The organism is Streptomyces sp. WM6372 (genome assembly GCF_001279655.1).
Taxonomy (GTDB): domain Bacteria; phylum Actinomycetota; class Actinomycetes; order Streptomycetales; family Streptomycetaceae; genus Streptomyces.
Genome location: NZ_LGDB01000225.1, coordinates 16,909 through 30,401, shown reverse-complemented (window position 1 = coordinate 30,401; position 13,493 = coordinate 16,909). Strand labels below are relative to the sequence as shown.

The 13,493-nt window shown below is 76.1% G+C and carries 11 protein-coding genes; 6 read left to right on the top strand and 5 right to left on the bottom strand.

Going from position 1 to position 13,493, the window contains the following annotated elements:
* Positions 1-21 precede the first annotated feature (21 nt).
* Positions 22-216 (bottom strand): hypothetical protein, encoded by a 195-nt coding sequence (locus ADK52_RS32505; protein WP_030162614.1) that lies wholly within the window; start codon positions 214-216, stop codon positions 22-24.
* Between the two features lie 293 nt (positions 217-509).
* Between ADK52_RS32505 and ADK52_RS32500 the strand changes: the two genes are divergently transcribed.
* Both ADK52_RS32500 and ADK52_RS32495 read left to right on the top strand, forming a co-directional pair.
* The gene (locus ADK52_RS32500; RefSeq protein ID WP_053693448.1) at positions 510-932 is read left to right on the top strand and encodes an ankyrin repeat domain-containing protein; all 423 of its coding nucleotides are present in this window, start codon (positions 510-512) and stop codon (positions 930-932) included.
* 344 nt (positions 933-1,276) lie between these two features.
* A complete protein-coding gene (locus ADK52_RS32495) occupies positions 1,277-2,671 on the top strand; it encodes a hypothetical protein (protein WP_053693447.1) in 1,395 nt (464 codons plus the stop codon).
* Positions 2,672-2,853: 182 nt separating this feature from the next.
* On the opposite strand, the gene ADK52_RS32490 is transcribed toward ADK52_RS32495, so the two are convergent.
* From ADK52_RS32490 to ADK52_RS32480, 3 genes are read right to left on the bottom strand one after another with little or no spacing between them, the layout of a single operon-like run.
* On the bottom strand, positions 2,854-3,726 hold the full coding sequence (locus tag ADK52_RS32490) for a biotin-dependent carboxyltransferase family protein (RefSeq protein ID WP_053693446.1): 873 nt from the start codon (positions 3,724-3,726) through the stop codon (positions 2,854-2,856).
* Entirely contained in the window at positions 3,723-4,340 is a 618-nt protein-coding gene (locus ADK52_RS32485; protein ID WP_053693445.1) for a 5-oxoprolinase subunit B family protein, read from the bottom strand. Before ADK52_RS32485 ends, ADK52_RS32490 begins: the two co-directional genes overlap by 4 nt.
* Positions 4,337-5,095, bottom strand: a complete 759-nt coding sequence (locus ADK52_RS32480; protein ID WP_053693460.1) for a LamB/YcsF family protein — start codon at positions 5,093-5,095, stop codon at positions 4,337-4,339. Before ADK52_RS32480 ends, ADK52_RS32485 begins: the two co-directional genes overlap by 4 nt.
* 150 nt (positions 5,096-5,245) lie before the next feature.
* On the opposite strand from ADK52_RS32480, the gene ADK52_RS32475 reads away from it, so the two are divergent.
* The 4 genes from ADK52_RS32475 (at position 5,246) to ADK52_RS32460 (ending at position 12,751) form a co-directional block, all read left to right on the top strand.
* A complete protein-coding gene (locus ADK52_RS32475; protein ID WP_234344348.1) occupies positions 5,246-6,751 on the top strand; it encodes a hypothetical protein in 1,506 nt (501 codons plus the stop codon).
* A complete protein-coding gene (locus ADK52_RS32470) occupies positions 6,748-7,014 on the top strand; it encodes a hypothetical protein (protein ID WP_053693443.1) in 267 nt (88 codons plus the stop codon). Before ADK52_RS32475 ends, ADK52_RS32470 begins: the two co-directional genes overlap by 4 nt.
* Positions 7,011-7,925 carry a hypothetical protein gene (locus ADK52_RS32465; protein WP_053693442.1) on the top strand — a complete coding sequence of 305 codons (915 nt, stop codon included), beginning with the start codon at positions 7,011-7,013 and terminating at the stop codon, positions 7,923-7,925. Before ADK52_RS32470 ends, ADK52_RS32465 begins: the two co-directional genes overlap by 4 nt.
* Before the next feature lie 101 nt (positions 7,926-8,026).
* Complete coding sequence (locus tag ADK52_RS32460; protein ID WP_053693441.1) at positions 8,027-12,751, top strand: hypothetical protein; 4,725 nt, start codon at positions 8,027-8,029, stop codon at positions 12,749-12,751.
* A 52-nt stretch (positions 12,752-12,803) separates the two neighbouring features.
* On the opposite strand, the gene ADK52_RS32455 is transcribed toward ADK52_RS32460, so the two are convergent.
* Entirely contained in the window at positions 12,804-13,286 is a 483-nt protein-coding gene (locus ADK52_RS32455) for a hypothetical protein (protein ID WP_234344347.1), read from the bottom strand.
* Positions 13,287-13,493 lie beyond the last annotated feature (207 nt).

Below are 13,493 nucleotides of genomic sequence, written 5' to 3'. Positions count from 1 at the left end.
TGCTGAACGGTGGGGCCGGGGTCAGAGCTTGATCCCGCCGAGGAGGCTCGCGAGGCTCGCCGTGCTCGCCGTGATGCTCGGGGCGATGGCGGAGCCGGCGAGGAAGAAGCCGAACAGCGCGCAGACGAACGCGTGAGACAGCTTCATCCCGTCCTTCTTGAAGAAGAGGAAGGCGATGATGCCGAGCAGGACGACGCCTGAGATGGACAGGATCATGAGAGGTTCTCCTGGTGGGTGGGGACGGTCACCATCAGTTGTTCCAGGCTCACAGGAAGTATCAATGCGATAAAAGGTGCATACGGGTGAATCCCGGCTTTTTTCACTTGCCCGGCGCAGTCCGGCTGGCGCGTCCGCCGCGAAGGGGATCCTTGCCTCGGCCGGGGCCCCGTATGTGCAGGTCCGGGCGCTACTCTGGCGATTCACCCGTACGGTCGCAGCGCCGTACGGCCCCCTGCCCGCCCCGGCCCGGGGAATCTCACGTCAACAGCGAGTGGAAGGCGGTACGACAGATGAGCGAGCACGAGCCCACCCAGGGCGGCTCCCAGGGCGCTCCCGACGAGGACGTCATCGAGCTGGCCACCAAGATCTTCGACCTCGCCCGCCAGGGCGAGACCGAGACGCTCACCGCGTACCTGGACGCCGGAGTCCCGGCCAACCTCACCAACGACCGCGGCGACACCCTCGTCATGCTGGCCGCCTACCACGGCCACGCCGCCACGGTCACGGCCCTGCTCGCCCGCGGCGCCGAGGCCGACCGTGCCAACGACCGCGGCCAGACCCCGCTCGCCGGCGCCGTCTTCAAGGGTGAGGAGACCGTCATCCGCGCGCTGCTCGCCGGCGGCGCCGACCCGGCCGCCGGAACCCCCTCCGCCGTGGACACCGCCCGCATGTTCGCCAAGGCCGACCTGCTGGAACTCTTCGGAGCCGAGTAGTCCGCTTTTGCCCGTGACCTGGCAGGGTCTGACCGGCCCGCCACCTCACGGAATGGTCACGGCGGCCGTAAATGTGGTCGCGGCGCACAATCCGGCTGGGTCATCATGGCGACGGATTCGATTCGTGAACGCGGCGGACGGGCAGGAGCGGGCAGGACACGTTGGGTGTCCGGGCCCATCCCCTGCGCAAACCCGGCCGACGTGGTCGCGGAGCACCGACGAGAGTGAGAAGGCAATGGTCTACATCGAGCGGAACATGACGGCGGACGTCCTCACATGCTGTTACGCGGCCCTGTGAATCCCGATTCCCGGTTGCGTCCCCAGCTTGATTTGAGGCCATTCCCATGTTCGAACCAGTCATAGCGCCAAGCGGCACCCTGCTCGGGCTCCTCCAGCGGGGCCGCGGCGACGGCACGCTGCACGCCCTTGCGGCGCCCCGGGCGGAGGCCCTCGCGGCCCTCAACCAGTGCGTGGTCAGCGACCCGCGCCAGGACTGGCAGGTCGAGAACCGCTCGCTGTACTACGCGCGCCTGTACCTGGATCTCGACGGCCCCCTCGGCGCGATCGAGAGCCACCTCTTCAGCGCCGACGACCTCGTCGACGACACGGACCACCGGACCGGCCTCGCCCTGTCCGTCCTGGGCCACCTGGCCTCGTACGGCCGCGACGACGCGCTCATGCTGCTGCGCCGCTACGCCGCCTCCGGCGCCAACTGGGCCTGGGCCCTCGACGAGCTCGCCCTGCGCGACGACGACGAGGGGCTGCGCGGGCTCGCCGCGCCCGTGCTCGCCAGATTCCCGGCCGACGCCGAGGGCGAGGCGCGGCTGGCCGCCGCCGTCCGCGACGCCTACGAGCCCCGGCCCTGGTGTCTGTGGGAGGAGTCACCCGAGTACGGCGACCGCCTGCGCGCGGCCCGCCAGCAGGGCTCCTTCGACCGCTGGCAGCGCCAGCTCACGCCGAACGGGCCCCGGCCCGGCTGGGGAGTCCAGGCCGTCTTCGACTGGGCCGCCGACGGCTTGCGCCGCGGCACCCCGCTGCACGTACCCGCCGCGCGCTGCCTCGCCGCCGTCGCGGCGCCCGAGGACCGCTCCGCGATCCTCGCCGCCGCCGGCGCGGGCGGAGAGGCCGCCCGGGCCACCGCCCTGCACCACCTGGTCCTCGCCGAGCCGGAGAACCCGGCCGTACTGGACCTCATCGAAGCCGCCGGGGACGAGCCCGCCGTGGCCGCCTACGAGCGGATGTGCGGCCCCGCCGCCGTCGACCGGGCCCGGCAGTGGATCCACCGCCCCGACGCACTGGGCGCGGCCGCGGCCGCGCTGCTGGCGGCCCGGGGCGGCATGGAGGACACCGGACTCGTACTGGGCGCCCTGCGCTCCACGGTCCGCGGCTCCGGGCCGGACGCCCAGCGACTGTTCGCCCTGGTCGACGGGGCGGGCCGGCTGTCCATCAGCTGCGCGGCACCGGTGCTGCGCCACATCTACCGCGAGACGGCCTCGTCCCACCTGCGCGGGCGCGCGGCGCGCGCCCTGGCCAGCACGGACCCGTCCTTCGCGGCCGGCTTCGCCGTGGAATGCCTCTGGGACTGCGAGGAGACCACCCGCGAGGTGGCGGCCCGCCACGCGGAGACGGCAGACGCCCGGGTCGCCCCGCGCCTGCGCCGCCTGGCGGCCGACCCCGCCGAGGAAGAGGACGTCCAGTCGGCGGTGCGCAGCCGGATCACTCCGGAGTCGGCCGTGTAGCCCCGGCCCGCCCCCACTCGGACGGACCCCGGCCCGGCCCCCTGACGAGGGGGCCGGGCCGAGGCGTCACGGCCGCCGGGACGCCGTGCCGCGCCGCACGCACCGCGCGGTCCGTGCGATGACGAGGGTCCGCCCCTCGGGGTCGGTCCCACCCGGTCCCCGGCCGGATCCCCTCGACCGATTCATCGGGCCCTCACGAACCTCACCGGCACCCCCGGCCGGGCCTGGGCCGCCGCGTCGAGGGCCGGGCCCGCGGGGACCACGCCCACCACCGGGTAGCCGCCCGTCACCGGGTGGTCGGCCAGGAAGACCACTGGCAGGCCGTCCGGGGGGACCTGGACCGCGCCCAGGACCATGCCCTCGCTCGGGAGTTCACCGCCGCGGCCGCGGATCAGCGGGGTCCCGGCCTCGGTGCGCAGACCGATGCGGTTCGACGCCGGGGAGACCCGGAACTCCGTGCGCCACAGGGCCGCGACCGAAGCCGGCTCGAACCAGTCCGCCCGCGGTCCCGGCCGCAACGGCAGCACCAGTTCGGCCGGCATCCCCGGCGCCGCCGGCGCATCCGCCCCGCGGACCGGATCCGGACCGGCCGGGCCCACCGGCAGCAGGGTCCCGGCCGACAGGACCGGCGGCCCCAGCCCCGACAGCAGGTCCGTCGAGCGACTGCCCAGGACCGGCGGTACGGCGAACCCTCCCCGCACCGCGACGTAGCTGCGCACCCCCGACTCCGCCCGGCCCACCTCCAGCACCGCCCCGGCCCGGAGCAGGACCGGCGCTCCCCAGGCCACCGGGCTGCCTGACACCCGTACCGCACACGGCGCGCCCGTGACCGCCACCGTCACGGGGGCCAGCGCCCGCAGGCCGACCCCGTCCAGGGTGGTCTCCAGGGCGGCCGCTTCCGGCGGGTTGCCCAGCAGCCGGTTGGCCAGCGCGTGCGCCCCCGCGTCCAGGGCGCCCGACCTCGGCACCCCCAGGTGCGCGTGGCCGGGCCGCCCGAGGTCCTGGACCGTGGTCAGCGCCCCCGCCCGGAGCACCTCCAGCGCGGCGCCCCTCACCCCGCCACCTCCTCGAACCGCACCCGTACCCCCGGCGCGAACAGCGCCGCGGGCTCCCGCTCCGGGTCCCACAGGACCGCGTCCGTCGTCCCGATCAGCTGCCAGCCGCCGGGGGAGGAGCGCGGGTACACCGCCGCGTACTCGCCGGCGAGGGCCAGGGAGCCCGCCGGGACGGCCGTACGGGGGGTGTCCCGCCGGGGCGGGTGGTAGCGCTCCGGCAGCCCGGTCAGGTAGCCGAAGCCGGGCGCGAACCCGCAGAAGGCCACCCGGAAGACGGTTTCGCCGACGATCCCGGCCACCTCCCGCTCCGCGACCCCCCACAGCCGGGCCACCTCCGCCAGGTCCGGCCCGTCGTACCGCACCGGGACGGTGACCAGCGGCCCCTCGGTCTCCGCCAGCGGCGGCACCTCCCAGCGCGCGATCCGCTCCGCCAGCGTGCCCGGCTCGCGGACACCGTCCAGCAGCACGGTCCGCGCGGCCGGTACGAGGTCCCGTACGCCGCCCAGCTCGCCCGCGTCCCGCCGCCGGAGCAGCTCCGCGTGGAGCGCCGCCACCTCCGCCGCCGAGTCCAGCTCGATCAGCAGCGCCTCGCCGCCCACCACCAGAGGCCTCACGCGAAGGCCTCGACCCGGACCCCCGCGGCGGCCAGCGCCTCGCGGACCCGCAGCGCGAGCCCGGCCGCCCCCGGGGTGTCCCCGTGCAGGCACAGCGAGCGCGCCTCCAGCGCCACCCGGGAGCCGTCGGCGGCCGTCACCGCGCCCTCGGTCGCCATCGCGACCGCCCGGGCGACCACCGCGTCCGGGTCGTGCAGCACCGCCCCCGGCTCGCCGCGCGGCACCAGCGTTCCGGCCGGCGTGTAGGCCCGGTCGGCGAAGGCCTCCGGTACGGCCGTGAGCCCCGCCGCCTCGGCGGCGGCCAGCAGCAGAGAACCCGGCAGGCCCAGTACGGGCAGGTCACCGGCCCCGGCCGCCGTCCGGACCCCGGCGACGACCGCGCCCGCCTGGTCGGCGTCGTGGACCGTGCGGTTGTAGAGCGCACCGTGCGGTTTCACGTACGACACCGTGGAGCCGGCCGCCCGGGCGAAGACCTCCAGCGCCCCGATCTGGTACGCCACCTCGTCGGCCAGCTCGCCCGCCGGTACGTCCATCGCGCGCCGCCCGAAGCCCGCCAGGTCCCGGTACGAGACCTGCGCGCCGATCCGGACGCCCCGCTCCGCGGCGAGTTCGCAGACCCGGCGCATGATGGACGGGTCACCGGCGTGGAAGCCGCACGCCACGTTGGCGCTCGTGACCACGGACAGCAGGGCCTCGTCGTCGGTCAGCGTCCAGCGCCCGAAGCCCTCGCCGAGATCGGCGTTGAGGTCGATCAGAGGTGTGATCATGGAAGCCATGCGGTGAGCGTAGAACGTGCGACCGCCGAACACGGCGTGTCCGGCGGGAACGGCCGGCGGCCCCCGGGACCGATCCGGCCGAACCATGCCGTTTGGGATGTTGTCAGGGTCAGCGCCTAGTCTTTGTCCGTGACTCTCCCCGCCCCGGCGAAGACCCTTCCGTCCCCGGCGCCGGGCCCGGCCGCCGACGAGGGCCTGGCCCGGCGGCTGCGCGCGCTCGCCTGCACCGCCCCGCTGCACGACCTCGACGTACGCAAGGCCAATCTCGCCGGCGAGTACGGGATCTACGCGATGGCGGAGGTCGCGCTCTCCGCGATCGACCTGGTCACGCTCAACATGGACTTCGACACCGGCGCGGACCACGAGCAGATAGTGGCCAGGCTGCTGCCGCGCGTCGCCGCGCAGGCACCGCACCGCCCGGCGGCCGAGCACGAGCGGGTGGCCCGCTGGGTCCTGGAGAACCTGATCAACGTCGGCAGCGTCGACCGGGGCTTCCGCGCGATCTACGGCACGTTCGGCCCGGACGGGGTGTACGTCCGCCGCGACTACGACTTCAAGCTGATCGAAGAGGTCCCCGGCTACGGCGGGGCGGTCTACCTCCGCACGACGGACGAGGCCGTCAACGTGCTGGTCGGCGCCCTCGACACGGACGTCACCAGCGCGCAGATCGCGGCCGAGGTGAAGCTGGAGGTCCTGATCAGCCGGGGCCGGCTCGCCGACGCCCAGCTCGCCGCCGAGCAGGCCCGGTACCGCACGGTGCAGTACGCGGAGACCCTGCGCCGCACGCTGGACGCGACCCGGCGCAACGTGCGGGCGGTGGACTGGCTGCAGTCGGTGCCGGACATGATCGAGGAGGCCCTCGACCACGTCGCCGACCGCTACCGGCACGAGAACGCGATCCTGACGAACATCCGCCGGGCGCGCGACGAGGCCGAGGAACCCGACAACAAGCGGCGCGCCGCCGAGCTCGTCGACATCGTCAAGGACTGCATCCGCCGCCACACCCAGCTCCAGTCCAGGCTGCTGGACGCGGGCCCCCTGTTCCGCGCCGAGCAGGACCGGCAGGCCTTCGCGGCCCCCGCGCCGCGCTCCGGGATCGACCTGTACGGGCAGCTCGTCGCGCCCGTGCTGCCGCTGCCGCTGGCGCGGGCCTGCCGGGTCACGGACGCCTTCTTCGCGTCGGCGGTCGGGCTGCGGACCCCGGTCTCGGTGCGCGTGGCCGACCTCGTCGAGATACTGCTGACGCCGCCGGTGGAGCGCGAGCACCTCGGCGCGGAGATGCCGGAGCCGGACCTCATCGCGACGCCGGACGACAGCCGGTTCAGCGAGGAGCAGCTCGCCGCCGCGATGGAGCTCCTGGACCTGCCGCACGACGCCCCGCGCCGGCTCTCGGGCCTGCTGGCCCAGGCCCGGCGCAGCGACCCGGACCTGCCGTACCTGGTGGCCCTGCTGGCCGTCCACGCGGCGAGCCCGGCCGTCGGCACGGCGTACCGCCAGGGCGAGGAGCGGCTGCTCTTCGCCGTGGACGACGGCACCCCGCTCGAAGACCCCGAGTTCGGCGGCGCGGACCTGATCGTCGGCACGGCCCTCCTGGACGCGGCCGCGATGGCCGCGGACCGCACGGAGGCGGCGTGAACACCGCCGCCGGCCGGGCCGGGCGGAAAGCGCCCCCGGCTCCGCGCGGGCACGCGCCCGCGGCTGCCTTGCCGCAGCCGCAGCCGCAGCCGCAGCCGCGGGCCGGTGTCGGGGCGTTCGCTCCGCCCGGAGCCCTGCGGGCCGCGCCCGCGTGGGCTCGTCGCGCACCGTCCACCGGGGCGGGGCCCGAACGCCGGCCCGCCGCCGCGGCCATCACCCGCACCACCGTGACCACCCGTACCGCCGAGGAGACCCACCCGTGAGCGACCACCACGCCGAGAACCCCGCGTGGAGCGAGGCCGACGCGCCGTCGGCCCCCGTCGCGCCCGCCCCCGGGCCGGCCCCGGCCGCAGCCGTCACGCCCGCCGACGCCGCGGACGCGGCCCGGCTCGTCGCCTTCGGGCTCCAGCCCAAGCTGCTCCCGGCCCGCGACGCCGAGTACGCCGAACTGCTGCGCCGCTACCGCGAGGACCCGGCCTTCGGCCGCCTCGCCGACGCCGTCGCCACCGGCCTCGGCCTCGTCGTCCTGGAGGTGTCCCCGCGCGCCGGCATGGCCGTCGCCGCCGGCGAGGACTCCGTCTTCGCCGTCCGGATGGGCGACTACGCCCGCCGTACCACCGCCGACTCCGCCGACCGGTTCCTGCACGGCCTCGCCCACCTCGCCGTCGCGGCCCTGGCCTTCCCCCGCCCCGAGGACCTCGCCGACGACGGCTACATCGGCCGGGTCACCGTCAACGGGGTCGACGCCTTCGTCCGGCAGACCTGCCGGCGCCTGGAGGAGCGCGCCGAGGAGCTCGGCGAGAACACCGACCCGGCCACCGACGCCCCCGGCCTCGAAGCCGCCTGGCGCGTCTACGCCCGCCGCAGCGCGACCGGCGCCACCAAGGACGCCCGCCGCCTGGCCGGCTCCACCACCGGCATCGTCGGCAAGGCCGCCGCGTTCCTCACCGACTCCGGGTTCCTCCAGCGCACCGGCGACGACGCCGGCGGTACGTACCGCACCACCCCCCGCTACCAGCTCCAGGTCCGCGACATGGCGGGCAGCGCGGCCATGGCCGAGCTCCTGGAACTCGGCGTGGTCCCCGTCAGCGACGGCTCCGCCAGCCTCCTGCCGCCGCCCGAGGGCGACGACCTGGAACTCGCCGCCGACGCCGGCCTGCCCTTCCACGCCTAGCGGGTGCCCCGTGGATCGGGCCGCGCTCGCCGAGCCGCCCCGATCCACCAGCCCCCCGGCCATCTGCCCTCCGTACCGAGAATTCACGAGAGTCCGCCGCCATGTACGAGCTGTCCCGGATCCGCCTCTACTCCATCGGGCCCGCCGGTGCGCGCTACGCCGACACCGTGCTCGACCTGCGCGGAGTCGGCGAGCCGGTGCCCCACCCGGCACCCGCCCAGGCGGAGTTCTTCGAGGACGAGCCCACCGGCCCGCCGCGCCGCCCGGCGCCCGCCGGCGTGCTCTTCCTGGAGAACGGCGGCGGCAAGTCCGTCCTGCTCAAGCTGATCTTCTCGGTGATGCTCCCCGGCCACCGCAACACCCTCGGCGGCGCCAGCTCCGGCGTCCTGCGCAAGTTCCTGCTCGCCGACGACTGCGGCCACGTGGCCCTGGAGTGGCAGCACACCCAGACCGGTGAGTGCGTGGTCGTCGGCAAGGTCAGCGAATGGCGCGGCCGCCAGGTCTCCAACGACCCGCGCAAGTTCGCCGAGGCCTGGTACTCCTTCCGCCCCGGCCCGGGCCTGAGCCTGGACAACCTCCCCGTCGCCGAGGCCACCGCCGTCCGCCCGCCCGTCGAAGGCGCCTCCGGCGCCCGGGGCCGGCGCCGCACGATGAAGGGCTTCCGCGACGCCCTCACCGAGGCCGGCAAGGCGTACCCGCACCTGGAGGTGTACTTCGAGGAGATCCACGACCGCTGGAACGAGCACCTCACCGAGCTCGGCCTCGACCCCGAACTCTTCCGCTACCAGCGCGAGATGAACGCAGACGAGGGCGAGGCCGCCGGCCTCTTCGCGGTCAAGAAGGACTCCGACTTCACGGACCTGCTGCTGCGCGCGGTCACCGACACCCGCGACACCGATGGCCTCGCCGACCTGGTCCACGGCTTCGGCAACAAGCTCGGCCGGCGCACCGAGCTGATGGCCGAACGGGACTTCACGGCCGGCTCGGTGGACCTCCTGACCAAGATCGTCGAGGCCGCCGAGACCCGCTCCCGGCTCCGCGACGTCCACGCGGGCGCCGAGCGCCGCACGCGCACCCTCGCCCGGCGGCTGTCCGCCCGCGCCGCCGAGGAGCGCGGCCGCGCCGCCGACCTCGCCCAGCGGGTCACCGGAGCCGCCCACGGCGTCACCTCCGCCGAGTCCGCGCGGGCCCGCAGCGCCGCCGTCTCCGCCGAACTCGCCTACCGGCACGCCTCGCTGGCGCTGACCGTCGCCGACAAGGCCGCCGCCGCCCAGCGCCGCGAGCTCCTCGAAGCCCGCACCCTGCACTCCGCGTGGCAGGCCGCCGAGATCGTGCTGCGCCACCGCGCCGCCGCCGACCGCTCCGCCCGGGTCGCCGCCGCGATCCTGGAGGCCGAGCGGGACGCCGCCCCGGCGCTCGCCGCCCGCGCCACGGCCGCCGCCGCGCTCGTACGGGCCCTGCACACGGCCGCCGAGGACGGGGAGCGGGTCGCCAACGAGGAGGAGGAGCGGTCCGCCGGCCTCCAGGAGGCGGGCGAGACGGCCCACCGCGACGCCACCGCCGCCGCCACGGCGGCCCAGCGGGCCCGCAGCGAGGCCGAACACCTGCGGACCCGGCTCGCCGAGGTCCAGCAGGAGACGGCCGAGGCCGTACGGGCCGGCTGGCTCGACGACTCGGCGCCCGACGCCGACCCGGCGCGGGCGGCCCTGGCCGCGAGCGACGCCGAGAAGACCGCCGTGGCCGCCTGGGACGAGTCCCGCGAGGCCGCCCGCACCACCGCCGACGCCGCCCGCGAGGCCGCCGCCGCGGAATCCCGCGCCGAACTCACCGCCGCCCGTGCGGCGGACGCCGCCGACGCGGCCGAGGCCGCGCACGACGCCGAGCACCGGGCGGCAGCCTCCCTGGCCGCCTCCCCCCGCCTGGCGGAGCTCCTGGGCCTCCCGCCGGTCCCCGAAACCTTCCTCCCCCACCCGCGCACGGGCACCCCGGAGCAGTCCGGTACGCCGGCCGGCCCGGCCGGAGCCACGAACGGATCCGCCGCAGCCCTCCAGCCGGGCGGCGCCTCCGGCAGCGCCGGGAACGCCGGAGGGGGCGGGCTGACCGTCGCGGACCTCGACCGCAACGCCGACGAGCTGCGCGAGATGCTCACCCGCGGGGTCGGGGCGGCCGAGCGGCAGCTGTTCGAGCTGCGCACCGCCGCCGCCGACGACGCCCGCATCCTGGGCGCGCTCGGCGACGGCGGACTGCTGCCGCCCGGCCCCGACGTCCTCGCCACCGTCGAGTACCTCGGCGAACACGGCATTCCGGCCCTGCCCGGCTGGCGCTACCTCGCCCAGTCCGTGGACCCGGCCGACCACGCCGCCGTCCTCGCGGCCCGCCCCGAGCTCGTCGACGGCGTCGTCATCACCGACCCCGACACCCACGCCCGGGCCCGCGAGGTCCTCTCCGGCGCGGCCCTGCTGCCCCGCTCCACCGTCGCCGTCGGTACGGCCGCCGCCCTGCTGGCCCCCGTGCCGCCGGTCGCCCACGGCGAGGACGCGGCCGCCGGGGTGTTCCTCGTACCCCCGAACCCGGCCATGCACGACGAGCACGCCGCCGACGAGGAGCGCCAGGCGCTGCGCACCCGCGCCACCGCCCGCGACACCGAGATCCGGGACCTGGCCGCCCGCCTCGCCGGGGACCGCGAGCTCGCCGCCCGCCTCGCCTCCTGGCGCACCGGCTGCCCGCCGGGCCGGCTCGCCGAGCTCGCGCAGCAGGCAGGAGCCGCCCGTACGTTCGCCGAGGAGGCCGACGCCGAGCTCGCGGAGGCCCGTACCGTACGCGCCGAGGCCGACGAGGCCGCCGCCGATGCCGCCCGCGTCCGCGACGAGCGCCAGGACGCCGCCCAGCGGGCCCGCCGAGCCGCCGACGCCCTCGCCGGGCTCGCCTTCCGGCTGCGCGAACGCGCCGGCTGGCAGGCCAAGGTCCGGGAACTCGCCGACGAGGCCGCCGAATCCGAGGCCCGCGCCGAGGTCTGCCTGGACCGGGCCCGCGCCGCCGACGAGGACCGCCGCGCCGCCCAGCGCGCCGCCGACGACGCCCGCCGCACCGCCCGCGCGCTGCGCGCCGAGCGCACCGAGATCGCCGGCGCCCCCGAGGCCCTGCCCGAGGACGACGGGAGCGCCAAGGCGCCCCTGCCCGACCTGCGCGAGGCCTACCGGGCCGCCTCCCGGCTGTACGAGAAGGTCGGCGTCGGCGCCGACCTGCGCGCCGAACAGGCACGCGCCGAGAGCGACGAGAGCGCCGCCCTCGCCGAACTCGACCGGCTCACCAACAAGGTCCGCACCCGCGCCGCCCAGCTCCTCGAAGGCACCGACGGCGCCGACGGGCCCTCCCGGCAGGCGGCCGCCGCCCGCGCCGAGTCCCTCGTACAGATGCTGGAGACCCGCGCGCAGGTCGCCAGCGAGCAGCTCGGCCGGCTCCGCGGCGAGGCCGAACGGCACGCCCCCACCGAGGGCGAGGCCCACACCGACCTGCCCGAGGACCTGATCCCCGGCGACGTCGAGCAGGCCCAGGCCCTCCTGCGCACCGCCACCGCCCAGCTCGCCGCGCACACCGCGGCCGTCGAGACCGCCCGGGCCGCCCACGCCGACCTGCTGCGCGCCCACCGCACCGCCGAGGACGGCGCCGGAGGCTTCGACGAGACCGCGGCGATGCTGCGGGACCTGCTGCGCGACCACACCCACCAGGACGACGAGCAGGAGCCGGCCGCCCACCCGGGCACGCTGGAGGAGGCCCGGCAGTCCGCCGCCGAGGCCCGCCGCTCCCTGCGCGGCTGCGCGGCCGACCTCTCGGCCGCCGAGTCGGCGGTGCGCGAGGCGAGCGACATCCTGGTCCGCCACGCCAACGCCAACCGCTACGAGCAGGTACGCACCCCCGCGCGCCAGCAGATCCGCGAACTGCCCGCCTCCGCCCTGCCCGAGCACGCCGCGGCCTGGGCGGCGGCCTTCGCGCCCCGGCTGCGCGTCCTCACCGACGAGCTGGCCCAGCTGGAGCGCAACCGCGACAGCATCGTCGACCGGCTGCGCGGACTGGTGGAGTCCGCGCTGGCCACCCTGCGCTCCGCACAGCGGCTCTCCCAGCTCCCCGAGGGCCTGGGGGAGTGGTCGGGCCAGGAGTTCCTGCGCATCCGCTTCGAGGAGCCGGACCAGGCCACCCTCACCGAGCGCCTCGGCGAGGTCATCGACGAGGCGACCCGCGCGGCCGTGAAGAAGAACAGCACCGCCTCCTTCGGCGAGGGCCGCCGCGACGGCATGTCCCTGCTGCTCCGCGGAGTGCAGGCGGCGCTGGAGCCCAAGGGCATCTCGGTCGAGATCCTGAAGCCGGACGCGGTGCTGCGCGCCGAGCGCGTGCCGGTGGGCCAGATGGGCGACGTGTTCTCCGGCGGCCAGCTCCTCACCGCCGCGATCGCGCTGTACTGCACGATGGCGGCGCTGCGCAGCAACGACCGCGGCCACGACAAGCACCGCCACGCGGGCACGCTGTTCCTCGACAACCCGATCGGGCGGGCGAACGCCACGTACCTGCTGGAACTCCAGCGGGCCGTCTCGGACGCGCTCGGCGTCCAGCTCCTCTACACGACCGGCCTGTTCGACACCACGGCCCTCGCCGAGTTCCCGCTGGTCATCCGGCTGCGCAACGACGCCGACCTGCGGGCGGGCCTGAAGTACATCAGCGTCGAGGAGCACCTGCGCCCGGGCCTGCCCCAGCAGTCCCCGGAGGAGGAGACCATCCACGGAGAGATCACGGCGACCCGCATGTTCCGCCGCTCCACGACGGTTTCCTGACCGCGGCCCGCCGGGCCCGTACGGCCGTCGGCCCCGGCGCTGGGGGTGTCCGCTAGCTCGCCCGGTAGCGCCGGTCCGCGCCCGGCGGCGGCCACGCGGCCGGGCGCGGACCCGGGGCCTCGCCGCCGCCCCGCGGTATTCGGCCCGTCCCGCCGCCGCCCGGCTGCGGACGGGCCTGCCGGCGGGCCCGGCGCCGCTCGCGCCGGCGGTCCCGGGCCGTGCTGCTCGGCTCGGACACCACCCCGTACCGCTGGTTCCACATCTGCCGGGTGATCAGCACGTCCAGCACGCCCCACGTGGCCACGACCGTCCCCGCTATCGCGCAGAGCGCCATCGGGAGGGCCAGCCAGGAGCCGGTCACCATCAGGAAGAAGGTGACCGTCGCCCCGGTCAGGGTGACGGCCACGATCAGCACCGCCCGCACCGCCGAATCCCGCACCGGATCCGGCATCCGGCGCCGCCGGGCCGGCTCCTCCTCCCACAGCGACCGCCCCCGCGCGCCCACCACGGCCCCGTCGTCCTCGTACATCCCCATCGCACGCTCCCCCCGCCCCGTCCCCTCAACCAGCTAGACGTTCGGCACCGCCGAGAGATTCCCGTATCCACCGGACTCCTCCCCAGCTCCTGCCCATCCCGGAACGAAGAATTCCAGCCATCCATTCGGTTGCGGGAACCGACACCCCACCAAGTGTCATCTGCCACATAACGGACCGCACTTGACCGGATGTATCGGACAACTGGT

Excerpts from the sequence above, each read along its gene's own strand:
- ADK52_RS32460 (WP_053693441.1), top strand. The coding sequence starts at position 8,027 with ATGTACGAGCTGTCCCGGATCCGCCTCTACTCCATCGGGCCCGCCGGT.
- ADK52_RS32495 (WP_053693447.1), top strand. The coding sequence starts at position 1,277 with ATGTTCGAACCAGTCATAGCGCCAAGCGGCACCCTGCTCGGGCTCCTC.
- ADK52_RS32455 (WP_234344347.1), bottom strand. The coding sequence starts at position 13,286 with ATGGGGATGTACGAGGACGACGGGGCCGTGGTGGGCGCGCGGGGGCGG.
- ADK52_RS32500 (WP_053693448.1), top strand. The coding sequence starts at position 510 with ATGAGCGAGCACGAGCCCACCCAGGGCGGCTCCCAGGGCGCTCCCGAC.
- ADK52_RS32505 (WP_030162614.1), bottom strand. The coding sequence starts at position 216 with ATGATCCTGTCCATCTCAGGCGTCGTCCTGCTCGGCATCATCGCCTTC.